This is a genomic window from Labilibaculum sp. DW002 (assembly GCF_029029525.1).
Classification (GTDB): Bacteria; Bacteroidota; Bacteroidia; order Bacteroidales; family Marinifilaceae; genus Paralabilibaculum; species Paralabilibaculum antarcticum.
On the sequence record NZ_JAKJSC010000001.1, the window covers coordinates 2,878,997 to 2,903,567 of the forward strand.

16 protein-coding genes and 1 tRNA gene are annotated in these 24,571 nt (G+C 35.6%); 9 read left to right on the forward strand and 8 right to left on the reverse strand.

Translation table 11 applies throughout. The features are described 5' to 3' along the window. Nucleotides 1–157: 157 nt before the first annotated feature. From L3049_RS11460 to L3049_RS11475, 4 genes are all read right to left on the reverse strand, one after another. Complete coding sequence (locus L3049_RS11460) at nt 158–1,897, reverse strand: bifunctional metallophosphatase/5'-nucleotidase (protein WP_275109947.1); 1,740 nt, start codon at nt 1,895–1,897, stop codon at nt 158–160. Between the two features lie 125 nt (nt 1,898–2,022). Further along, nucleotides 2,023–2,910 carry a periplasmic heavy metal sensor gene (locus L3049_RS11465; RefSeq protein WP_275109948.1) on the reverse strand — a complete coding sequence of 296 codons (888 nt, stop codon included), beginning with the start codon at nt 2,908–2,910 and terminating at the stop codon, nt 2,023–2,025. Between the two features lie 187 nt (nt 2,911–3,097). After that, a complete protein-coding gene (locus tag L3049_RS11470; protein WP_275109949.1) occupies nt 3,098–4,702 on the reverse strand; it encodes a S41 family peptidase in 1,605 nt (534 codons plus the stop codon). A 9-nt stretch (nt 4,703–4,711) separates the two neighbouring features. After that, the gene (locus L3049_RS11475; protein WP_275109950.1) at nt 4,712–5,167 is read right to left on the reverse strand and encodes a deoxycytidylate deaminase; all 456 of its coding nucleotides are present in this window, start codon (nt 5,165–5,167) and stop codon (nt 4,712–4,714) included. A 451-nt stretch (nt 5,168–5,618) separates the two neighbouring features. On the opposite strand from L3049_RS11475, the gene L3049_RS11480 reads away from it, so the two are divergent. Continuing rightward, nucleotides 5,619–7,625: a T9SS type B sorting domain-containing protein gene (locus tag L3049_RS11480; RefSeq protein ID WP_275109951.1), complete on the forward strand. Its 2,007-nt coding sequence runs from the start codon at nt 5,619–5,621 to the stop codon at nt 7,623–7,625. Between the two features lie 30 nt (nt 7,626–7,655). Beyond that, a complete protein-coding gene (locus L3049_RS11485) occupies nt 7,656–9,233 on the forward strand; it encodes a PorP/SprF family type IX secretion system membrane protein (protein ID WP_275109952.1) in 1,578 nt (525 codons plus the stop codon). Nucleotides 9,234–9,326: 93 nt separating this feature from the next. On the opposite strand, the gene L3049_RS11490 is transcribed toward L3049_RS11485, so the two are convergent. The 4 genes from L3049_RS11490 to L3049_RS11505 form a co-directional block, all read right to left on the reverse strand. Next, nucleotides 9,327–9,773 carry a hypothetical protein gene (locus L3049_RS11490; RefSeq protein ID WP_275109953.1) on the reverse strand — a complete coding sequence of 149 codons (447 nt, stop codon included), beginning with the start codon at nt 9,771–9,773 and terminating at the stop codon, nt 9,327–9,329. 521 nt (nt 9,774–10,294) lie between these two features. Beyond that, nucleotides 10,295–10,972, reverse strand: coding sequence for a hypothetical protein (locus tag L3049_RS11495; RefSeq protein ID WP_275109954.1), 678 nt, complete (start codon nt 10,970–10,972; stop codon nt 10,295–10,297). A gap of 224 nt (nt 10,973–11,196) precedes the next feature. Then, nucleotides 11,197–11,278 (reverse strand) — tRNA-Leu (locus tag L3049_RS11500). A gap of 145 nt (nt 11,279–11,423) precedes the next feature. Further along, nucleotides 11,424–12,962 (reverse strand): AbgT family transporter, encoded by a 1,539-nt coding sequence (locus L3049_RS11505; RefSeq protein WP_275109955.1) that lies wholly within the window; start codon nt 12,960–12,962, stop codon nt 11,424–11,426. A gap of 296 nt (nt 12,963–13,258) precedes the next feature. Between L3049_RS11505 and L3049_RS11510 the strand changes: the two genes are divergently transcribed. From L3049_RS11510 to L3049_RS11540, 7 genes are all read left to right on the forward strand, one after another. After that, nucleotides 13,259–14,251 (forward strand): dihydroorotate dehydrogenase-like protein, encoded by a 993-nt coding sequence (locus L3049_RS11510; RefSeq protein WP_275109956.1) that lies wholly within the window; start codon nt 13,259–13,261, stop codon nt 14,249–14,251. A 215-nt stretch (nt 14,252–14,466) separates the two neighbouring features. Next, nucleotides 14,467–15,999, forward strand: coding sequence for an L-piperidine-6-carboxylate dehydrogenase (gene amaB, locus L3049_RS11515; protein WP_275109957.1), 1,533 nt, complete (start codon nt 14,467–14,469; stop codon nt 15,997–15,999). Between the two features lie 176 nt (nt 16,000–16,175). Then, on the forward strand, nt 16,176–18,938 hold the full coding sequence (locus tag L3049_RS11520) for a DUF3352 domain-containing protein (RefSeq protein ID WP_275109958.1): 2,763 nt from the start codon (nt 16,176–16,178) through the stop codon (nt 18,936–18,938). Nucleotides 18,939–19,109: 171 nt separating this feature from the next. Continuing rightward, complete coding sequence (locus tag L3049_RS11525) at nt 19,110–20,777, forward strand: hypothetical protein (protein ID WP_275109959.1); 1,668 nt, start codon at nt 19,110–19,112, stop codon at nt 20,775–20,777. 21 nt (nt 20,778–20,798) lie between these two features. Beyond that, entirely contained in the window at nt 20,799–22,271 is a 1,473-nt protein-coding gene (locus L3049_RS11530) for a DUF5723 family protein (protein ID WP_275109960.1), read from the forward strand. 277 nt (nt 22,272–22,548) lie between these two features. Further along, nucleotides 22,549–22,791, forward strand: a complete 243-nt coding sequence (locus tag L3049_RS11535; RefSeq protein ID WP_275109961.1) for a DUF4834 family protein — start codon at nt 22,549–22,551, stop codon at nt 22,789–22,791. Nucleotides 22,792–22,945: 154 nt separating this feature from the next. Beyond that, nucleotides 22,946–24,499, forward strand: a complete 1,554-nt coding sequence (locus L3049_RS11540) for a glycine--tRNA ligase (protein WP_275109962.1) — start codon at nt 22,946–22,948, stop codon at nt 24,497–24,499. Nucleotides 24,500–24,571: the final 72 nt, after the last annotated feature.

A 24,571-nucleotide genomic window follows, 5' to 3' on the forward strand; every position in this document is an offset into this window, starting at 1 on the left:
CTTAACCAAATATTAAGACAACTGTAAAACAGCATTTTAACAAATTAGCTTTCAAATCATTTTGACAAACAGCTTGAATTAAAGTGTCAGCACATACAAAAAGGGTTTTGCCAGTATCCTAACAAAACCCTTTTCTATGTAAGCTATTCAGTATGTTTTAATTCACACCATAAAGTAACTCATATTCTCTTTTTGAAGCGCTAACATGCCATTCTTCTGGAACCACTTTCCAGTTCTGATTACAATGAATATCAACAGTACCTTTCTTTTCTTCAATCCATTTCATTAAATAAAATCGTAAATCCTTTGTTGTAGAATTAACCAGTCTTGATATTAATTCTTCCTTACTTAAGCCAGCGCCAGTAGTTAAATGATTTCCTCCTCCATTACCGCGATATGAATTTAATGCTACTCGATACATCTTGGCCTCATCAAAGGCTTCTCCATTACTCATTCGCAATATTTTAATGCGATTTCCGTATGCTTTCGAAAGATCTACCTCATAATCAATTCCCTCAGCTGAATCGTAATTAAAGAACATGGTGCTTAGGCGATTCCCTTTATCTGTTTTCTCGATAAACAGCATCGGATCTGAGGCTTTCTCCATCTTCTGAAACCAACCTTTATAACTGAATTCCAAAAATCCATGAATCTCTTTTCCCGTTAAATTCATCGTATAAAGCAAATTCTCAAATCTATATAACTTAAATAGATCTCGAACTTGGAGTTCTCCTGAGTCGATACTTGCATTAAAAGACAATGGTGCTGTAAAGGAGATATCGGCATCGGCCAAATCCAATTGAATATTGTGAATTAAATCTACAAAAGGAGAATCACCAAACATAGCCTCACTTGTTGTGATGCTTTTAGTAAATCGTCCTACTGGTCTTGACACATAGTCTTTTACTTCATCAAACAAAGGTTGAAATTTCTCATTGTATTCCTTTGAAACGGCAATATCTTTCACCTCAACCAAATTAGGTTCTATTGTTTTATTGTACTGCTTTGTTTCAGGATCTAGTTTAAAATCAATTGTTACCTCAGCAATATAACGAGCTCTACTTTTTGGATTAATCACCAAAACTTTTTCTTTATCTGGATTTTCGAACCAAAGGATATTCTCCTGGTGATCGTGTCCGCAAATCACCATATCTATTCCAGAAACATTTTTAGCAACAAGAATTGACGCATTTTCTGGATTGGTTTCGTCTCCCTCATGCTCCTCTCCAGCACCTGAATGGAAAAGACCAAGAAGCATATCTGGTTTTTCCTTTTCCTGAATAATTTTCACCCATTTTTTAGCAGAAACTTCAATTTCCTCAAAATGCATACCCGACCAAATTTTCTCTGGCAGCCATTGTGGAATAGCAGGTGTAATAAATCCTATTACAGCTATTTTAACACCTTCTTTTTCAATAATTGTATAAGGCTTAAAGTAGGGTGATCCATCAGAATTTTTCACAGCATTAGCTGCCATCCATGGAAAAGCAAATTCATTAACCAAGCGATCGTACACCTCATGGCCAGGCTCAATATCATGATTTCCAACAACGCCAGCTTCATATCCCATAAAATTCATTACTTCGGCACAAACGTGCTTTTTATCTGTTTTTTCGAAGTTTGAATAATAAACCATAGGTTCTCCTTGCAAAATATCCCCATTATCAAGCAATATTATTTCCGATTCTTCTTTCTTACGTTCTCCATCAACATAAGCATACACTTGTGATAAAGATGTTTCCGTTTCACGGTCTCCAACCAAATCGTATGGAAATAAAGCTCCATGCACATCACTTGTTCCCATTATTTTAATCTGAACATGATCCGCTTTTTTATCTGCACAGGAAGCTATAAGAAAGACACTTACAAACAGTAAATAAAAATATAATTTCTTCATTTTGATTTCATTTTTAGGGCCGATAAGATACTATAAAAATAAATACCCTAAAATCAGAAACAAAAAAACATAAAAAAAAGGCTTCAATAAAAATTGAAACCCTTTAAAAACTTACCTGTTATTCTTTAATTCATTCGTTTATGTCTTTTAGCAAAACCTTTTTTCCCTTTCGGATGGCTCATAAAAAGCACCAATTGATCTTCTGTCAAGATTTCTCTTATTTCCATTTTGTTATCAATTTGTTTTTTAGCCAATTGATTTTGAATATTTGATAAGCGATCAATATTATCCATAATGCTATTCTTATCAACTTTTTCAGCAGTCATCAAATGTTTTTGCTTCAAACGTATCACTTCCAGTTCATTTTTCAACTCTTTTGTTTCCTTAAGGTGAGCAACACGAATTTCCTTCATTTGTGCCTTTTGCTCATCACTTAAATCCAGCATATTTCTGTCTTTTCCCATTTGTTTTCCAGCCTTCTGCTTGATTCCATAACCTTTCTTTCCTTGCTGTTCGCCTCTATCTCCTTTTCGCATTCCTTGCTTCGCTCTTCCCATTTCAGCTCGGTTGGCTTGTCCCATCTGACCTTTTTTGTCACGCATCACACCTTTTCTATGCTTTGAGTGCTTCGCCATCTTCATTTGTTGTTCTTCTGTTAAAAAAGATCGAATGTCTAATTTCATCCCAATCTCCTCTTTCTTTATCTGATTTTTCAGTTCAGATATTTTATCTGCATTGGCGTAAATTTCTTTCATGTTAGGCTTCTCTGCAGAAAATAAAGTTCTCTGCTTTGCATGTAGTTCGCCCAACTCATTTTTAAGATCGATAGTTGCTTTTGCAAAGGCAATTCGAGCTTCTTTCATTTGTTCTTTTTGCACCTCGTTTAAAACAGAGGTTTGATCACCTCTTTGTTTAAAATCCCTTTTCTCTTGCTGTGCTTGTAAACCTGACATTCCTAGAAATAAAAATGCTACTAGGCTTAGTATCGATATACTTCTCTTATTTATTTTCATCTTTTTAAATTTTATCGTTCATTTTAAATCTTTCTCAAGATCTTTTTTCTTAAACATTACCTTTTTTTTGAAAATCGACTTCGGATTTTAGACTTGATCTATTCGGAAAGGTTTAATCTGAAACTTTTTGAACAAAAAAAAGACCTGCAAAATTGCAGGTCTTAACATCAAAAATATTGTTTTTAAATTATTGAAATTGCTTTTGTGATTCCAATAAAGTTTTATCTAGATCTTGTATAATTGGGTAAAATCCATCATCATCAATAACATCTCTGGCAATATAGGCTTTCACTTGTGTTTCGATAACATTTCTTGATTCGGCAAGCCCTTTATAGTCTGGTTTTACTCCTTTCTCTTTCGCATAAGCAACCAATCCCTTAATTACATCTTTAGTTTTGATATACTTTAAAATCGATTGATAATCTTTCAACTCAACCAAATCTTTACGATGATTATCAACAAAAAAGAATGCGTACTGATAGATTACTCCCTTGGTTCTTAAATCTCTGAAATAATTTGAATAACCAGTTGTATCAACAGGGATGAAAACATCTGGCATAATACCTCCACCACCATACACAATATTTCCTCCAGCGGTTTTGAATTTTAACGAATCTGCAAAATGAATTGAATCCCTTTTCTCAAATTCTCCATGAACATATCGCATGTTAATATCGTTATTGTAAGCCTCTTTTCCATTTGAGTATGATTTCTGAATACAACGGCCTGTTGGAGTATAATAGCGAGCAACTGTTAATCGCATTGCCGATCCATCAGGTAACATACGTTGTTCCTGAACCAAACCTTTACCAAATGATCGACGACCAACAACCTTACCTCTATCATTATCCTGAATAGCTCCTGCAAAAATCTCGCTTGCCGATGCTGAAAGTTCATCAATCAGAATCGTAATTGGAAGGTCTTGACAGTCCCCTCTACCAGTAGAAACATAATCGGTTTTTGCCTGTGATTTTCCTTCTGTGTAAACAATCATCTTACCCTCTGGCAAGAATTCGTTAATCATATTGGTTGCAGCTGACATATAACCACCGGTATTGCCACGTAAATCAACAATAACCTGCTTCATTCCAAGTCCGGTTAGCTTTTGTAGGCCTTCCGAAAATTCAAAATAAGTAGTTGCAGCAAATCGATTTACTTTAATATATCCTGTTGTATCCGACAACATATAAGCAACATCAACACTTGCTACAGGAATTGACCCTCTTAACAATTCCATATCAATTAAGTCCTTTTCTCCTCGTCTATAAATCCCAATTTTAACTGGCGTTCCTTTGGGTCCTTTCAAACGATCCATAATTTCCGCATCGGTCATTTTGATGCCTGCTACAAGAGAATCATCCACCTCAACAATTCTGTCGCCAGCTAAAATCCCTGCCAACTCGGAAGGACCTCCAGGGATCACACGTACAATAGCAACAGTATCCTGATAACGTATAAACTGAACACCGATGCCACCAAAATTGCCTTTTAAATCTTCATTTACTCTTTGCAAATCTTTAGCTGGAATATATACTGTGTGTGGATCCAAATCTTTTAAAATTAACGGAATAGCACTTTCAATTAATTCAGCAGATGAAACTGTATCGACGTAATCTTCCTCAATCATATCCAAAACAAAATCCAACTTGCTTCCAGAAGATGGCATCTGAAAAATTCCCTGTTGTACTCCTTCCCCTTTTTGGAAAAGAGAATTTAAGAACATTCCCAATACAATAGCCAGCGCTAACAGAATTGGGAATATTATTGTGTTTCTACTATTATTATAAGCCATATATGTATTTTAAAACTGTTCCTTTAAATTAATAAATTTCACTTCAATCCCAGCTCTTTCCAGTAAATCTTTTCCTTCAGTGCTATGATATTCTTCTGAATACACTACCCGAACAATACCAGCTTGTATAATTAGCTTCGCACATTCTATACACGGTGTAGCAGTAACATATAATGTTGCATTATCACTGCTATTGCTAGATTTTGCAACTTTCGTAATCGCATTTGCTTCAGCATGAAGAACATACGCTTTGGTTTTATAGTTTTCATCTTCACAAACATTCTCAAAACCAGATGGTGTTCCATTGTATCCATCCGAAATTATCATCTTATCCTTAACAATTAAAGCACCCACTTTTCTTCTCTCGCAATAAGAATTTTCCGCCCATACTAATGCCATTCTAACATATCTACGATCTAAGTTCTCCTGTTTCTTATCCAACTCCAATTGTTTTGTATTCTGCATATCTAATTCTTGTTTCAAATGATAAAAACAAATGTATAAAATATATTAGTACATGTTGTGGACCAACTGCATATTCATAAAAACACAACAATCTCACATTGCCACCCTAAAATCATTCTTTCATCACCAATTTGAAACCTTTTGTCAAAAGTAAACGTTTACATGAAATTAACACTCAAACCATTAAATATCATGATGTTGTTATTTTTAATCGATCTAAAGCAAAATAAAACCACAAAGACACATCTCTCCACTGCAATCTTTACATCTAATTATCAGCACTTAAGAGACTTTTTACTGACAACCAATCAAACCTAATGAATTTATTAAAGCATCAAAAACAAGACACTATAATTGTTAAAATTTCTTAAAAGAATCTAATTTACATGCCATTTCCAACTACTAAAACAACATAATAAAAAAAATAAAATCCCTGATAACCAAACTAATAATGAGCCTGCACAAATCACTATATCAAAACTTGGCAATTATTCTATGTCTTCTGATATTTAGTCTCCCACTTCAGGTATTTTCATATTTCAACTTAGAATCAAGTAATACACTACTGTTACCAGACAACTCACTAAGTGTAAGTATCGATACAGAAACGATTTGTTTTGGAGAAACAACTCAAATTCATATCGCACCAAGTGAAATCAACGTAAGTTATCAGCTATATACTGAAGGCCTAACTGTTGGAGATGCTCAAGATGGAAATGGTTCTCTTTTACACTTCACACTAACTCCAAATTATTCTGCAACCTATCAAATCATTGCAACCAACAAACTTACGTTAGAAAAATCGACCTTAAATGAATCGGTTTATTTAGAAGTAATTCGTCCGCCTGTTGATGATATTAAAGTTAATATTTCTGAAGATCAGATCTGCATTGGTGAAAAAACGATCATCTCGCTGGGCAATAGTGAAAATGGTGTTAGCTATCAACTTTACGATGGAACCTACATGCACGGAAGTCCTATTGAAGGTAATAATGCTGCTATTTCCTTTCCAGAATTTTCTCCATTTCGATCAGTTATCTATCACATCGTAGCCACAAATAAAATATGTAGCTCTACTTCAATGCTTAAACAAACAGCAAAAGTATTGGTAGGATTACCTCCAGAAGATCATCTTCATCCTACAATTAATAATCATACAGTTTGCGAAGGAGAGGAAGTTGTTATATCCCTAACACCAACCGATCCAGCAGTTAGCTACCAACTATTTGATGGTAACAAAGCTTTATGCGCACCTGTTTCTGGTAATAGCGAAGCAATTAATTTCGAACCAACTACGCCACTAACATCTACTACCTACCGAATTGAGGCCTTAGGAAACAAATGTATTAATCCTGTAGATATTAGGTACACCGTTGATGTTGATGTTCATATACACCCAACTACAAACAAAGAGATTCTTGCTAATCAAGATATTATCTGTCAAGGTGAAGAAGTGGTGCTTTCGGTAAAAGATAGTGAAGAAGGAATGTACTACCAACTTCATGATGGAGTTGATTTTATAGAACCAAACATTATTGGTAATGGAAGTACAATTGATTTCCCAGGGCTTTCACTCGTTAATTCTACGGAATTTCATGTGTATACTCATGAAGCAATTTGTTCAGATCAAATCCTCTTAAACAGCAAAAAACAAATTAACATTCTTGATATAGAACCCTTCTCGGTTGAAAGCTTTGTAACCCCATCAGATGCATGTCTTGGCGAAAATGTAGATATTGAAATCCCAATGGCAGATCTTGGTATCGAATACATCCTCCTAGAAGGGAATCAAGAAATTAATAGTATAACAGGAGCTGGAAAGAGCATTGTATTTGAAAATTTACTTCCAGATGAACAATCTCAATACAAAATACTTATTGGTAATTGCATAGATGAATTTACTGCATCGGTACCAGAATTTGAGGTTCATTCTAAACCAAGCCTACAACTTTTAAGTCGAGATGTTCATTATGGAAATGATGGCCAACTCACTATTCATGTAACCAATGGAACTCCGCCATACAAATTTGTAATTGAACCCGGACAAACCTATACCACGGAAGAAGACGTATTGGAATTAAACAATTTAGCTATTGGCACCTATCGCATTTTAGTTGTTGACGATAATTTCTGTCGCACTTCAGAAGCTGGTGAAGAAATTGAAATCAAATTTGAAGGCGATAAGCGTGTTATTGTGAACAATGCTCTAACACCCAATGGAGATGGCATTAACGATGAGTGGCTTGTTCAGTACGACCTAGAGTTGAAAGCTCCTGAAGTAGCTATTTTTAATATTTATGGGCAACAAATATTCTATTCCAAAGCATATCAAAACAATTGGAAAGGTAGCTATAATGGATCCGTTTTACCAAGTGGAACCTATTATTACAGCATCAATTTTAATACAAAAAATATCAAACCAATAAGAGGATCTTTATCCATTATTGGTAATTTTTAAAAGGATCAATCCGATAAATAGCAAGCATTTATGAGAGCCCATTTTAAGCTTATAATCTTCATCTTTCCCCTTCTATTTATTGCTGATTTTTCAGCAAAAGCACAACAGGTGCCTTTATTAGATCAATACTACATCAACCCAGTAGTTTACAATCCTGCTGCCTCAGGTGCTACCGGATTATTTAATGCTTACCTACTTCGCAATCAAAAATTCATGGATTTTGATGGCGGTCAGGTCACGCATATTTTTACTGCTGATGCTGCTTTAAATGAAGGGAGATATGGTGTCGGTTTCAATCTCACAAATGATGATGTTGGTATTTTCAACAATACACAAGCCATGTTGAACTATTCTTACCGATTAAAGATAGCCGATCAACACAACATCCGCTTTGGTGTTTCTGCAGGAATCTCTGACTTTAGAATGAACACTTCTCAAATTGTCGCCAACTCAAACGATCCTTATTTAATCAGTAGTAATTTTAAGAATTCTGAATTTATGGCGAACGTAGGTGTTTATTACAAGTACAAAAACCTCTTATTTGGCCTAACGATTCCTCAACTACTAAACAACTCAGTAAGTAATACCATCGATGGGAAGCAGAGCACCTACAATCTCAACCGACAAGTACTCGTTAGCAGTGGCTATAAATTCCCTATTGAGAGCGTTAAAGATCTTAGTATTTCTCCCTACATAATGCTCCGCTATGCCAATGCAATTCCCTTTCAATACGATCTTAATTTAATTGCTGATTTAAAAGACAAAGGATGGTTTGCAGTTAATTATAGAGACAATTTCTCTGTTGGCTTAAATTTAGGTGTTACTGTTCTTAAAAATTTTACGATAGGATATTCATATGATATTGGAATTAAAAAAACAGGGCGATATGCCTCAAACAATCATGAATTCCTTATCGGATATCGTCTTCCATTATCTGCAAACAAGAAGAAAGATCGAATTTTAGACAATGACAACAGCATTTTAAAAACTTTGCTTGCTGAGAAATACAAAAAGATCGATTATTTGAGAAAGGTTTTAGAAGAGATGGAGAATAAAGACAAACAATCGGATGCTGATCGCGATGGCGTTGCAGATGATATTGATGAGTGTCCAAATACTCCTTCTTATTACATTGTTAACGAAACAGGCTGTCCTGTAGATTCAGATGGCGATGGAATTGTTGACAGTGAAGATCTTTGCCCTGAAATTCCTGGTAGCTATGAAAACAAAGGCTGCCCCGAACAAAAAGAAGAGAAAATTGAGATGGAAGAACGTCTTGAGAATATCTATTTTTCATTCGGCAACTATACTCTAACCGAATACTCGAGAAGAAAATTAGAGACCCTTATTAGCATCTTAAAAAAGAATACGAATTACATGCTTAAAATGCATGGCCACACCGATGATATCGGCTCCAACAGATCCAATATCGAATTGGCTCACAAAAGACTAATTACCGTAAAAAATTACCTCGCTTTAAATGGAATACCAACCAATCAAATTATTGTAGTTCCACATGGCGAGAGCATGCCAGTAGTTGCCAATACCGATAGTAAAAGCAGAGCAAATAATCGAAGAGTATCTTTCGAAATTTACAACTACCAATAAAAAAGTATTACCTACAATTATTACGCAATACAACTGAAAAGCCCCAATCAAAAAATTTGATTGGGGCTTATTTATTTTGTAATGATCTTGATTCTATTTAAACAAGAAAACTTTACGCTCTTGCGTCGCAGGACGACCAATAATGTTCTTAATGTAATCTTGTACTTCATTTAAAACACCAGCCTTTTGGATATAACCTTTTCCCATTGGCATACATGCTCCCCAAGCACCACTTGGACTGCAGTCATCAAAGTCGGTTACCTTAATAATGGTATGCACTCCAACTGTAATAATGCAAGTTTTGTAATTTTTAGCCTCAGCTAGCGTCTCACTAATGTTTTCTTTTGTCAATTCAATTACCTTATCAGCCTTTGCAGCTGCTAATTCATTAACCGTATTTATAGGCTGTCCTAAATCAATATTGCTAGCACTTAATTCAATGCTTCCTTTAAGAAATTCCTTTAATACTTCAACTTTAGTATTCTGAGCGCTTAGCGTTAAACTTGCAAGTACAAAAAATATAAGAATAGATTTTTTCATGGTATAATTTTTCAGATTCAATTTGATAATTTTCAAATAAAAATATGATCAAAGCTACAAAATATGATAAAGACTTTCACAATTTTGATTAAGAATACTTAAAATAATTCATTTTAATATTCTTAAATCTACTTGCTAAAAAATATCGATAAGTGCGGTAAAACATGACCAATTACACTATAAAAGAAAAAAGTCTGGGCATCACACCAGACTTTTCCACTAACCACTAATTACTAACCTAAATCTTTAATCTATGAAAAAAACTACTACTTGTTTTATTCACTTATCAAGGTACAAAATTAATCTGTTAAGAGTCTGAAAAAGAAGTTAAAGAAGCTTAATTTACGGTCTGAAAATGACCTAGGGAGTGGAATTTATTAGACAAAAAGAAACCCGGTGTTCGGCCGGGTATCAACTTATCTAATCTTAATCTATGAAAAACCTAATCTAAATCTATATCCTAAAGATATAGTATAAAGCAGTTAACAAACCGCAACAAGTGTTAAAGAATGCTAAAAAGTTTACTGACCACTAATTTGCAAGATACTTTTTACCTGTCCTCCTACTCCTGGCTTATCAGCAGCAAAAGCTAAATCAAATGCTGCTGTTCCTACTGTAAAAGCGGAAGATCCTGATTTCCTAACAACCTCTATCCTGTTCTTATTATTGATGCTACCGGCAACAATAACAGGTTTTTTAGACGATTTACACACCTCATGAATTAAGCGTGGAATATCATTGCCAGAAAATCGGTAAGCCAATAAATCCAGACCATCAACCCCATCAATACTTGTAATTTGTTCTGCGTGCGAACTTATTTCAGAAATTGTTCCTTTTAATATGCTTGGGTGATCTTCTATACTTCCAACAAAAGGATAGTATTTTAAAGGATGATCTTTTACAATGGGCGCAATAATACTAGGTCTTGTTCCTCCCAATAAAAAATCTACATTAAGCTCCATAGCTGCCATTGCAGATTTTCTTTCACTATCAACATCTAAACTTACCACCTCTAAATAAACTTTAACACCTTCTTTTCTTAAGTCAGCTGTTAGTTCTTTCAACTCACTAAAAGGCAAGCCAACATCCTTAAAGCCTATATGTTTTACACCTTCTGCAACAATTTCCTTCACATATTTTCTAGCGTCGGGTATCGTTTGATCATTTTTAGTCAACATAAATATAAGATCCATACTCATCTTAATCGTTTAAGGTTTGTTCGTATTTGTGTTTATTGTTGTTGATACAAATATACAGTATCTCTATGATTTGAGGAGGGTACTTAAGAAATTTATAAGAATCTGAATCCTTTAAATAAAGCTAGAATTAAAACAATGCTTATTTAAGTGGGTTCAATTTTTAAACTGAAATTTTTTCCATAAAAAAAACCCTCAGTAAAAACTGAGGGTTTAGGCACTTTCAGTACCCAGGGCCGGGATCGAACCGGCACGGGTTGCCCCACTGGTGTTTGAGACCAGCGCGTCTACCAATTCCGCCACCTGGGCATTGCTTTTGATTGCGATGCAAATGTATGGAAATGTTTCATTCCTGCAAAACAAAAACAAGCTTTTTTTAAGAAAAAAAAGTCAGAGAAAAAAATCAGCACAAAAGACAGTACACGGCCGATGTGCTGAGTTTCACTTTATTAGTTTAATTTGGCATGGTATATTCCAAGCCAGCTCCTGGTCCTAATGGTAAGCCTAAAGTGATCCATCCCATCAGTAATATGACCCAAACCAGGAAGAATGCCACAGAATAAGGTAACATGGTGGCTATAATGGTACCAATACCCGATTTCTTATCGTATTTCTGAACGTAAGCAATAATCAGTGCAAAGAAACTCATCATAGGAGAAATGACATTGGTTACAGAATCACCAATACGATAAACGACCTGCGATAATTCCGGCGAGTAGCCCATCAACATAAACATCGGAATAAAGATAGGTGCCATAATGGCCCACTTAGCCGAAGCCGAGCCCATAAGCATATTAATAAGCGCCGATAAAAGCACAAAAAGAATCATTAATGGTATCATTCCAATTTCGGCAGCCATAAGCGCTCCTGCCCCTTTAATAGCCATAATAACACCAAGATTCGACCATTTGAAGTAAGCCACAAATTGTGCTGCGAAGAAAACAAGGACATAGTATCCGGCAAGCGTTTCCATGGACTTACCCATACCCTTCATGATATCAGCATCCGACTTGAATACTTTTGCTCCAAAACCATAAGCTATACCACAACCTCCAGCACCTAAAAACAAGAGTGCTACAACACCTTTTATCAGTGGTGAGGTTAGGAAACCACCATCTTCTCCTCTAAAGAAGCCATTTTCAGGGTATAAACCCCAAACAGTAATTGCTGTAAGGAAAAGCACTACATATAAAGCCCAACGTAAACCTCGTCGCTCCAAGTCATTTAAATCATGGATTTCTTCCTTATGCTCGGCTGCATCCTTATAGACACCCAAGCGAGGTTCTATCACTTTTTCGGTGACCAGCGTACCAACCGTAGCAATAACGAAGGTTGAAACCACCATAAAATAATAGTTTGCTGTTGGGTTTACAACTGCTGTTGGATCAACAATTCGAGCCGCTTCCTGAGAAAGGCCTGCTAATAATGGATCGATAGTTCCTAGAATAAGGTTTGCTGAAAATCCACCTGATACACCAGCAAAGGCGGCTGCCATACCCGCAATTGGATGACGATCGACTGCAACGAAAATAATCCCTGCCAAAGGAATTAACAGAACATATCCCACATCGGATGCTGTATTCGACAAGATACCTGCAAGTACAAGTACAAAAGTCAACATCTTTTTAGGTGCTGATAAAACGAGTTTACGAATCAGTGTTCCAATCAAACCACTACTCTCAGCGATACCAATACCCAACATGGCTACCATCACAATCCCCAAAGGTGCAAAGCCAGTAAAATTATCAACCATCTCGATAAGAATACGGTGCAAGCCATCTACAGACAGAAGGTTAACGACCTCGATAGTCTCCTTGGTACCAGGATGAACTGCCTGCCATCCAAAAAGAGAAGCCAGACCTGATAATAAAATTGCCAATACAGCAAATATTGCAAATAGGGTTGCGGGGTGCGGAAGTGCATTCCCAAATTTCTCTGTTACATTTAGGAAACGATCTGTCCAGCTTCGTCTTTTTTTATTTGTTTTTTGCATGCTAGTTAGTAGGTTAAGATTTGATTTTAGAAATCATTTTTTAAGATTGAATTACAAAAAAAGGGAAAATTGAAAGATACTGCAAATTCATTTTTCAATCAAAGCTGAAATCGTTTGCAAAACAAGCCTTAAATTTAATAGGTAATTTCCTAAGCACTATCATTTACCCGTAATTCCAACTGTAAATAGATAAGTATTTTCTATATTAGTATAAAGATTATTGATTTGTAATAATCTAGTTACGAAACTACATTTGATACAAATAACAACAAAAACATAATCAAACAATCCTAATTATGCCAAATTTAACAACGAACTATCTTGGATTGGACCTAAGTAGTCCAATTATTGCAGCAAGTTCTGGACTAACCGATTCAATTGAAAAATTAATTGAATTAGAAGTTCATGGAGCCGGTGCTATCGTATTAAAATCTTTATTCGAAGAAGAAATCATTATGGAAATGGATGAGCAAATGCTTGCCATGACCAGTCGTCCGTATGTTTATCCTGAAACCTTCGATTATATGGATGAAGATCCTAAGGAAGATACCGTACGCAAATATTTGAGGTTAATTCAAGAAGCAAAATCAGCTGTTTCGATTCCAATTATAGCAAGTATAAACTGTGTTAGCGCTCAAAAATGGACCTATTTTGCTCAAGAAATTGAAAAAGCTGGAGCTGATGCCATTGAAATTAACTTGTTTGTATTGCCAACTGACATGAACAGAACAGGTGATGAAAACGAGCAAATTTATTACGACGTATTAAAAACGGTTAAAGAACAAGTTGCCATTCCAGTAGCATTAAAAATAAGCCCATATCATTCAAACTTATCTAATCTTATTAGCCGATTAGATGAAATGGCTGTTGATGGTGTAGTGATGTTTAATCGCTTTTACAGTCCTGATTTTGACATTAATAATTTGACCGTTACAAGCGGACAAGTTTTATCAAGTTCTGACGATTACAAAAACTCATTACGATGGACAGGAATTATGTCGGAACGATTGAAATGTTCTATTGCTGGAACAACTGGAATTCACACATCCGAAAGCATTATTAAACACATACTTGCTGGAGCTGATGCAGTTCAACTGGCTTCCATCTTGTATAAAAATGGCCCTGAGTATATCGACATCCTTAACAAGGAAATTTTCTCATGGATGGAAAAGCAAGGTTTCAAGAGTCTTCAAGAATTTAAGGGGAAGATGAGCCAAAATAAATCAAACGACCCTGCGGCATTCGAAAGAGTACAATTCATGAAGCAATTCAGAAACTTCGTGATGTAAATAAAAAGTCTCAAATTTTAATTATCAATATCATCAGAACCCGAATCTAAACAATTCGGGTTTTTTCTTGCCTTTATTTAGACTAGATATATGATAAAAATCATAGCCCATTGGGCTTTCATTTGTTATCTTGTTCAAAGGATGTAAAAAATCCAAAAACACAAACCACTTTTGACTAAGATCAAGCTTTTGTCAAAGCAAAAAACGAATACAACATGAAAGAATTTGGCGTTCAGGAAACACTACAAAGATTAGGCATAAAAGAAATTAACCAAGGGGTTTCAACCGGATCAAAATGGATTGAATGCAATGGAGCTGTAACAGAATCGATTTCTCCTATTGATGGAGCTCTTATCGCAAAAGTTAAAAATGCTGATCGAGATGATTACGAAAAAGTATTGGATACAGCTCAAGATGCCTTTAAAGTTTGGCGTAAAATTCCAGCTCCTGCTCGTGGTGAAGTTGTTAGACAGATTGGGAATGCTCTTCGTGAGAATAAGGAAGATCTTGGAAAATTAGTCAGCTTCGAAATGGGTAAAATCTACCAAGAAGGTTTGGGTGAGGTTCAAGAGATGATTGATATTTGTGATTTTGCTGTCGGTCTTTCACGTCAACTATATGGTTTCACCATGCACTCAGAACGTCCCGATCATAAAATGATGGATCAATATCATCCTCTTGGCGTAGTAGGTGTTATTTCTGCCTTTAATTTCCCTGTTGCTGTTTGGGCATGGAATGCTATGATTGCAGCCGTTTGTGGCGATGTGATTATCTGGAAACCGAGTTCTAAAGTGCCTCTTTGTGCACTGGCTTGTCAGAATATTATTCAAAAAGTGTTAAAAGATAATGATGTTCCTGAGGGTGTTTTCAACCTCGTGGTTGCTAAATCATCGGTTATGGGTGATAATTTTATCGAAGATAAACGTGTTCCACTTATTTCTGTGACAGGATCAACTGCAATAGGAAAACGAGTTGCCGAAAAAGTTGGTGCTCGTTTGGGAAAAACTATTGCTGAATTAGGTGGTAACAACGCTATTATTGTTGCACCAACTGCCGATTTAGATATCGCTATACCTGGAATTGTATTCGGTTCAGTAGGAACTGCTGGTCAACGTTGTACTTCAACACGTCGATTGATTATTCATGAAGATATTTACGATGATGTGAAAAATCGCCTTTTGAGCGCTTATGCTCAGGTAGAAAAGAAAATTGGAAACCCACTTGATCCAAACACCTTAGTTGGACCTGTTATCGACGAAGATGCAGTTGATGTTTATAAGAATGCTATTGCTGAAGTGAAAAAAGCGGGCGGTAAAATTGTTTTTGGAGATAAGGTGATTGATGGCAATTACGTTTTACCAAGTTTTTGTGAGGTCGAAAATCATTGGCAAATTGTTCAGGATGAATCTTTTGTTCCTGTCTTGTACATCATGAAATACAAAACGCTTGATGAAGCTATAGAATTACACAACAATGTCCCTCAAGGTCTATCATCCTCTATCTTTACGATGAATATGAGGGAAGCTCAAACTTTTCTTTCAACAGTAGGTAGCGATTGTGGAATTGCCAATGTCAATATTGGTACATCAGGAGCTGAAATTGGTGGTGCCTTTGGTGGTGAGAAAGAAACAGGCGGCGGACGCGAATCAGGTTCTGACTCATGGAAAACCTATATGCGCCGTCAGACCAATACAATTAATTATGGAACTGATTTACCTTTGGCTCAAGGCATAAAATTTGATCTTTAGATACAACACACCAAACACTTACTTTTTATTAGGAAAATACCTCGGCACTTGTCGGGGTATTTTTTTGCACATAAAATTGCTTTCAATAAGATCTCAGAATATCCTACACATAATTTTAAAACAATCGATAAATTGTTAATTTTGATCAATCACTATACCATGCAACCGAATTTACCATGCTGAAAAAAATCCTAAGCTCTTTTTTAATCGTATTTCTTCTGGCAATCATTGTTTTAGGCTACTTGTACCTTCAAAAGCAGAAGGTTTACAAAGGTGTTGATCCTTTCTCAGCAATTCCGGTAAACTCAGAAATGATTATTCAATTTGAAAGTTTAGAACAATTAATTTCAAAATTGGAGAACAATACAGGGGTTTGGCAAGAGCTAAGCAAATTTGATGATATTGCTAATATTAACAAGAACCTTCAATTTCTTGATAGTCTGGTAAGCAATTTTAGCTCTGAAGGAGCTTTTTCATTAGATCGATCCTTTACCATGGCAAGTCATCTGCAAGGTAAAAATGAAATCGAATACCTCTACATCCTTCCCATAACGGACTATTTAGAAGAGAAAAAACTTCAGAATTCGATTATCAATTGGGTTGGACTAGAATCACCCGTTAAAGAACGATCTTATCACAACACAACCTTGTTCAGTATTCCTTTAAAAGATCCTAAAGCAAAAGGAATACACTTTGCATTTTCGAAAGGCTTATTTGTTGCCAGTAGATCCATGTTATTGGTAGAAAATTCGCTTCGCCAATTAAGTACCGAGAACTCAATTTCCAAGTCGAAAGGTTTTGAACAAATTAGAAGAACAGTTGGCAAAAATGTTGATGCAAACCTCTTTTTTAACCTAAAAACCTATCCTAAGCAAGTTTCTTTATCCTTAGATAAACAATACAGTAAGTTCATTCGCAATTATACGAATCTGGCAAACTGGACCGAACTAGATCTCAGTTTCAGAAATCGTATCATTCTGCTTAACGGATTTACCTATAGTGATCCTCAGCAAGGCAACCTGATGAATCTTTTTCTTCAACAAGAGCCAGTTAAAATGGAAATGGAATCCATCATTCCATCGAGTACCAGCATTTTAAGTATTTTGGGAATAGATGATGCTCCTTTGCACAAAGGAAAGTATCGTAAGTTTCTCGATCAGATGGGGAAATTGTCTGAATATCAAAAAAACATTAACGAGATTAAAAAGAAAACTGGCGTTGATTACGAAGAGGCTATTTATTCTATACTTCACAAAGAGATTGGACTTGCCTTTTCGGAAGGATTAACCAACAAGCGTTTTACCATTATTAGAACCAAAAGTGCAAGCATTGCAAAGGAAAAGATGCTTAAAATGATTAACGGTTATGCAAAAAAACAACAACGCACATTAGCATATTACAAGCGAACATATCAGCTCGACAAAGAAACTAGTTTCGATATTTTTCGATTACCTGAAGATCGCATTCCAGAAAAGTTATTTGGAAGCTTCTTTACGGATGCCTCATCGTCTTATTTCACCTTTATTGAGAATTACATGATAATGGGCCCGAGCATCGCTTCCTTATCGGAATTCATTCAGGAATCAGTTTTGGGAAAAACGCTTGACACCAACCAAAGCTATCAGGAAAACAAGGAGTATTTATCCAACAAAGCAAACTTCTATTTTTATACCTCAACACCAAAGGCGAATGCTTTTATTTCAAGCTTTTTAAATGCTGATTTACAGAAAGAGATAAAAAACAACAAAGAAAGTGTGAACAAATTTCAGGCAATTGGCTTACAGCTAAGCTCAAATCGAAATTTGATTTACAACAATTTATTTATTGAATACGACCCAGTTCTGGAATTAGCTCCTCAAACCGATTGGGAATCGAGACTAGACACTTGTTTTGCACACAAACCATACCTGGTTCAAAATCATTACACTAAAGAGAATGAAATTCTGGTTCAGGACATAAACAACCAGCTGCATCTTTTGAATCCTTCAGGACGTGTTTTATGGAAAAAAGAACTGGAATCTCAAATTATTGGTAAAGTTCATCAGATCGATTTGTTTAAAAATGGAAAGCTACAATACCTTTTCACAACGAAAAATAGACTTCATTTGGTCGATAGAAATGGAAATAATGTCAATAATTATCCTGTAAAGCTTAAGGCAGAAGCAGTTCGTGGCGTTTCTATTTTCGACTACGATAAAAATAAAAACTACCGCTTTTTTATTCCTTGTAAGGATCGAAAGATATATGCTTATACCAAAGAAGGAAAATCATTAACTGGTTGGAACTCTTCTAAAGCTGAAAATGAAATAACTTGCGAGATTCAACATTTTAGAATTAAGAACAAAGATTACATTGTATACGCTGACAAGTATAGATTCTATATTTTAAACCGTCGTGGTCAAGAGAGAATTAAACCAAAAGTGCAGTTTTCAAAATCAGTAAACAATCCTTTTTATCTTGAAAAAGCAGTTGGTAATATCAGCGACAGACTGGTAACGACGGACAACAATGGAAACATTTATTACTGCTATTTAAATGGTAAAGTTGAAAAGAAATCTTTTACACAACTTTCCGAAGCTCACTTTTTTACTGCGGCCGACCTAAATGCCGATGGCAAAAATGAATACCTTTTTGCAGATTACAACTTCTTGAAGATATTTAATGCAGCTGGGAAGCAAACATTAGATCAAAAATTTGACTCTAACATTAGCTTTAAACCCAATGTTTATCAATTCTCCAGAAGAAATATTGAAATTGGAATTTGTCTAGAAGACGAAAATAAAATATTCCTTATTGATCCAGCTGGAAACAAGCACAAAGGATTTCCCTTAAAAGGGAATACGGAGTTCTCGATTGGATTTTCTAAAACAGGCGATAAATCCTTTAACCTTTATGTTGGAGACAATCGAAACTTCCTTCTAAACTATTCCGTACAATAAGCGCTTTATCAGGAATAACGAGTCATTCATCTATTAAGAAAATCAACTCAATGAAGTCTTTGATTATCTAACCATGTGAAATAAATGCTTGTTATTTAAGATTGTACGATTAGGGTTTGTGCTCCATAAATCGGTACATCTTAAAAAAATGTATATTTAATTAAAACGACTATGATACTTAAATTTAAATCTCTGATCCCTTTTCTTCTTGCCAGTATTTTAGCTTTATCAACCCAATCTTGTTTCGATGGAGACGATTACGATATGGATAAGCTATCTGAACAAGTTGACTGGACTCCGAACATGATTGTCCCTGCTGGTTACGGTACTTATACTTTATGGTATTTATTGAACCAACATGAGGCCGACCCTGCCGATCAAACCATCATGTTAGATGCTGAAGGATTTTTACACATTAAGTATTTGGAAGAAGATATTTTCACTTATAATGTTGCTGATGTTTTGGATTTTCCAGCTCAATCGGCCCTTAACTTATCTTATTCTTTACCAAGTTTTGGTGTTGGAATAGATTACGGATTACTACCTACATTCTCTCCTCAAACCGATCAAATTCAAATTACAACAGGCGGCTCAACAGCTATCACGCTATATGAGTTAGATCTGAATGCGAACCTCAGATTTCTTATCTCGAATCCGTTAAATAAATTTGTAGATCTTTCAGTTTCGATTCCTAACGGAACAGTGGGTGGAGCAGCTATTAATGAAGTATTTAATTTAGATCCCAATCTTCCGAATCAAGAAAAAATATTAAACCTAGCAGATCTAAATTTACTTTTCAATACACCATATACCACCAATAACGATATTGATATTGTTTTCAACATTACTGTTATTGATGATGGTGGATTAGTAACCAGTTCAGGAGATCTTGGAATTAATCTTGAAGTTCAGAATATAGATTTTCAATTGGCGCAAGGCGATTTTGGCAACCAAAGCATTCTTCTTGATGCTGGAAATATTGATATGGATGTTGATTTTTGGGATGATATAGAAGGAGATTATCAATTTGCCAATCCTCAAATATCTCTGCAAATGGAAAATTCGGTTGGTGTTCCTTTTCAAATAAATGCTGACATAATTGGCTACGCATCGGATGGAACTAGTGCTGCATTAAATCCTGATGCATTGCAACCAAACTATCCTAATGCTGTTTCAGCAACTAATCCATTGGCGATTGATGCAATAACAGAAATCATTACCTATGATAAAAACAACTCCGATATTGTTGATCTAATGGCTTTACCTCCATCAGACAGATTAGAGTACATGGGCGATATTACCTTAAATCCTGTAGGTGCAATTGCTCCTACCCCAACAACTCCAAACCTAATTAGTAATAATTCAGCTATTGGTGTTGATATTGAAATTGATATTCCTTTGGATTTTACAGCGAACAAACTAATGCTGAGAGATACAATTGAAGATCTTGACATTAGTGATGCTGATAAAATAATGAATGCAGCTGTAGTTATTGTTACTGAAAATGGATATCCGCTTGACGTAATGATTGATAAAATTTACTTTACGGATGCAGCCTACAATATAATTGATGAAATTACAGACAATGAGGTGATAGATGCAGCTACTGTATTTACCACGGGAGCAAAAATTGGTGAAGTTGATCCTAGTTCTATTAAGGAAGTTGAACATCAAATTAAATTGACTCAAACACAGATCGAAAATCTAAATAAAACCGAAAACCTAATTATTAACGCTAGTGTGAGCACAAGTAATGGTGGAGTTCCCGTTAAATTAAAGGGAGATTATGAATTGAAATTCACCCTCTCTGTTCAGGCACAAATCGACCTTAATAACTAATCGCACTAACCATTACCGACCATGATTAAATCTATTAGTAAAACTATTTTAGCTGGATTATTCTTTTTACTGCTTGCAGTTCCTGCATCGGCACAAAAAATGAACAGCACTTTGTATTTTTTGCAAAATGCTCCTCAAGCAAATCAATTAAATCCAGCGATTCAACCTGAGTGCAAAGTATTTGTTGGCTTTCCAGCATTAAGCTCTGTTTATTTAAATTATAGCAACAGTAGCTTTGGCTACAATGATATTATTACTGATGGAACAGGTATCAGAAAAGATTCTTTGGTAGTTGATGTCAATGGTTTCCACGATGCCTTAAAAACAACCAATTTTATATCAGAACAATTCGAATTGACCCTTTTCGCACTTGGAATTCGTGCTAAAAAGTACTTTTTCACTTTAGACATTATCGAAAAACAAGATACTCGCTTTAGCTTCGACAAAGAAATGATCACTTTTCTAAAAGACGGTAATTACGATTTTAGAGGACGTACTTCCAACTGGGGAGGCCTTGGTTTAGATGCAAGTTATTATCATGAAGTTGCGCTTGGCGTATCTAAACAAGTCAATGATAAATGGACTGTTGGGATCAAGGGGAAAATTCTATTCGGTATTGCCAATCTTCACATGGAAAATTCGGACATGTCCGTTTTCACCTCCGCTACAGGAAATGAGATTGTACTCAAATCAGAGCATCTCCTTCGTGCTTCCATGCCAATTAATCAAATTGGAATCGATTCTGATGGTTTCGTAAATGATGTTGATATTGACGGGAATGATTACGATGCAGATTTCTTCACAAACACAAGTAATAAAGGTTTTGCTGTCGATTTGGGTATGACCTATCAAATGGACGAAAAAACTCGTTTATACGCAAGTATATTAGATATTGGATCTATTAAATGGAAAACAGATGGTCACGAATTTTCTCAAGATGGTTCGTTTACCTGGACAGGTGCAGATTGGTCTCAATCGGGAAATTCAAATGATCCTAACTACGAAGAAATAGAAGATGTTTTCGAAGATTTAAGTGATTCTATTGCTGATCAATTTCGAGTTTCGAACAATATCGATAGTTATTCTGTTGGCTTGCCAACAAAAATCTATTTAGGAGGAACGCATCAACTAAATAAAAAGCTTAATGTTGGTGCATTAAGTCGTACCGAAATATTTAATGGGAAAGTACAATCGGCATTAACTTTTTCGGCAAATGCTCGCTTCTTTAAAAACCTAAGCACATCGCTTAGTTATTCGGTTGTAAACAATTCTTATAATAACATAGGATTCGGCTTATCAACCAAATTAGGTCCAACACAGTTTTATGTTGTTAGCGACAATGTTATGGCTGCAATTAAGCCAAACAGTGCTCATTTGGCAAATATTCGTTTTGGTATCAACTTCCTATTTGGTTGCAGAGACAAAACAATAACAAAGAATTCTTGCTCTTTCGAGGATGAGATTAAAAACGAGAAAAAACGTTTATACAAATAGAAAATATTTTAAGAAACTCCCTATGGGGGTATTTACATTAATTCAAATTCAGGACTGCCTTTCGAGGCAGTCTTTTTTTTGCTTCAATTCGAAATTTTAAACACAAAATTATTTGTAAATCTTGCGTTAGGGATTATAGTGGAAACCCCACAGCGAAGAATGAGTGAGGAGTTGCAACGAAAAGCCCGCCCGAAGGGAACGCCCAAAAGACAATGCCAAAGAACTGCTGAAAAAAAAATGAAATGCTTATATTTGTCCTTCAAAATAAAGTAAGATTATGAAATTTATATTAATTGCAATAGGGGTTTATTTCCTGATCAAATATTTATTTAGAGCTTTTTTTCCAGTTATTGTGAAGAAGACTTTTGATAAAATGCAACAGCAACAACAAAATCAACAACAGCAATACCAACAGAAACCAGAAGGTGAAGTAACTGTTGAAAAACCTTCCGACACAGCGGGAAACCCACACAAAAAAGACATTGGCGACTATGTTGATTTTGAAGAAGTGGATGATTAGTTCATCTTATGACCTCAGTGTTAAGATTACCAATTAACTAGAGCGTTAGTTGGCATTTTTTTGTACTTTTGCTACTTGCTTTATCTTAAAGCTGTTTTATAATGCCTAAGATATCAATACCAAAATTTTTAATAAACCTCAAAATATAAGATTTATGGCTCAGGAAGATGTTTTCAAAAAACTGGTAGCTCATTGTAAAGAATACGGATTCGTATTTCAATCATCAGAAATTTATGATGGTTTATCTGCGGTTTACGATTACGCACAATTGGGTGTTGAACTAAAAAACAACATTAAAAAGTATTGGTGGGATTCAATGGTAAAACTACACGAAAATGTAGTGGGTATTGATACTGCTATTTTTATGCACCCTACCATTTGGAAAGCTTCAGGTCACGTTGATGCTTTTAACGATCCATTGATTGATAATAAGGATTCGAAGAAGCGTTACAGAGCTGATGTTTTGATTGAAGACTTGATGGCTAAGTATGAGGCTAAAATGGATAAGGAAGTTGCTAAAGCGAAGAAAAAGTTTGGCGAGAGTTTCGATGAGGCTCAATTCCGTTCTACAAATCCTCGTGTGTTGGCTAACAAAGCTAAGATGGATGCTGTGCATGCTCGTTTTGTTGAAGCTTTAGATAAAAATGACTTAGAGGAGTTGAAGCAAATTATTATCGATAATGAGATTGCTTGTCCTATTTCAGGAACCAAAAACTGGACTGATGTACGTCAGTTTAACCTGATGTTCTCAACGGATATGGGTTCTACGGCAGATGGATCAAGCAAGATTTACCTTCGTCCGGAAACGGCTCAGGGTATTTTCGTAAACTACCTGAATGTTCAGAAAACAGGTCGTATGAAAATTCCTTTCGGAATTGCTCAGATTGGTAAAGCTTTCCGTAACGAGATTGTTGCTCGTCAGTTTATTTTCCGTATGCGTGAGTTTGAACAGATGGAACTTCAGTTCTTTGTTCGTCCGGGCGACGAAATGAAATGGTTCGATAAGTGGAAAGAGACACGTATGAGCTGGCACAAAGCTTTAGGTTTTGGCGAGGATAAATACCGTTTCCACGATCACGATAAGTTGGCTCACTATGCTAACGCAGCAACTGATGTTGAATTTAAATTCCCATTCGGATTTAAAGAAGTTGAGGGTATTCACTCTCGTACTGACTTCGATTTGAAACAGCATCAGGAGTTCTCTGGTAAGAAAATTCAATATTTCGATCCTGAATTGAATAAGAGCTACGTGCCTTATGTGGTTGAAACATCAATTGGTGTTGACCGTATGTTCCTTCAGATTATGTCTGAGGCATATCAGGAAGAGAAAGTTGAGAAGGAGAATGGTAAAGTTGACGAGCGTGTGGTATTGAAATTGCCACCAGCACTAGCACCGGTTAAATTGTGTGTTATGCCATTGGTTAAGAAAGATGGTTTACCAGAAAAAGCTCGTGAGATTATCAACGATCTTAAGTTCGATTTCAATTGCCAATACGATGAGAAAGACTCTATTGGTAAGCGTTACCGTCGTCAGGATGCTATTGGTACACCTTTCTGTGTAACTTTAGATCACCAGTCGTTGGAAGATAATACGGTTACTATTCGTCACCGCGATACAATGAATCAGGAGCGCGTTGAAATTGCTAAATTGTATGACATCATCGAAAATGAAGTAAGCATGAAAAAATTATTCAAGCAATTGAAATAATATTTTCTTACAGATATACTAATGGCCATTCTCTTGAGGATGGCCTTTTTTTATTATTAGAATTCATGAATT

Bases quoted from the DNA above. Each gene is read 5' to 3' on its own strand.
- amaB (WP_275109957.1), top strand. From the start codon at position 14,467: ATGAAAGAATTTGGCGTTCAGGAAACACTACAAAGATTAGGCATAAAA.
- L3049_RS11470 (WP_275109949.1), bottom strand. From the start codon at position 4,702: ATGGCTTATAATAATAGTAGAAACACAATAATATTCCCAATTCTGTTA.
- L3049_RS11540 (WP_275109962.1), top strand. From the start codon at position 22,946: ATGGCTCAGGAAGATGTTTTCAAAAAACTGGTAGCTCATTGTAAAGAA.
- L3049_RS11530 (WP_275109960.1), top strand. From the start codon at position 20,799: ATGATTAAATCTATTAGTAAAACTATTTTAGCTGGATTATTCTTTTTA.
- L3049_RS11480 (WP_275109951.1), top strand. From the start codon at position 5,619: ATGAGCCTGCACAAATCACTATATCAAAACTTGGCAATTATTCTATGT.
- L3049_RS11485 (WP_275109952.1), top strand. From the start codon at position 7,656: ATGAGAGCCCATTTTAAGCTTATAATCTTCATCTTTCCCCTTCTATTT.
- L3049_RS11490 (WP_275109953.1), bottom strand. From the start codon at position 9,773: ATGAAAAAATCTATTCTTATATTTTTTGTACTTGCAAGTTTAACGCTA.
- L3049_RS11475 (WP_275109950.1), bottom strand. From the start codon at position 5,167: ATGCAGAATACAAAACAATTGGAGTTGGATAAGAAACAGGAGAACTTA.
- L3049_RS11535 (WP_275109961.1), top strand. From the start codon at position 22,549: ATGAAATTTATATTAATTGCAATAGGGGTTTATTTCCTGATCAAATAT.
- L3049_RS11510 (WP_275109956.1), top strand. From the start codon at position 13,259: ATGCCAAATTTAACAACGAACTATCTTGGATTGGACCTAAGTAGTCCA.
- L3049_RS11520 (WP_275109958.1), top strand. From the start codon at position 16,176: ATGCTGAAAAAAATCCTAAGCTCTTTTTTAATCGTATTTCTTCTGGCA.
- L3049_RS11505 (WP_275109955.1), bottom strand. From the start codon at position 12,962: ATGCAAAAAACAAATAAAAAAAGACGAAGCTGGACAGATCGTTTCCTA.
- L3049_RS11525 (WP_275109959.1), top strand. From the start codon at position 19,110: ATGATACTTAAATTTAAATCTCTGATCCCTTTTCTTCTTGCCAGTATT.
- L3049_RS11495 (WP_275109954.1), bottom strand. From the start codon at position 10,972: ATGAGTATGGATCTTATATTTATGTTGACTAAAAATGATCAAACGATA.
- L3049_RS11465 (WP_275109948.1), bottom strand. From the start codon at position 2,910: ATGAAAATAAATAAGAGAAGTATATCGATACTAAGCCTAGTAGCATTT.
- L3049_RS11460 (WP_275109947.1), bottom strand. From the start codon at position 1,897: ATGAAGAAATTATATTTTTATTTACTGTTTGTAAGTGTCTTTCTTATA.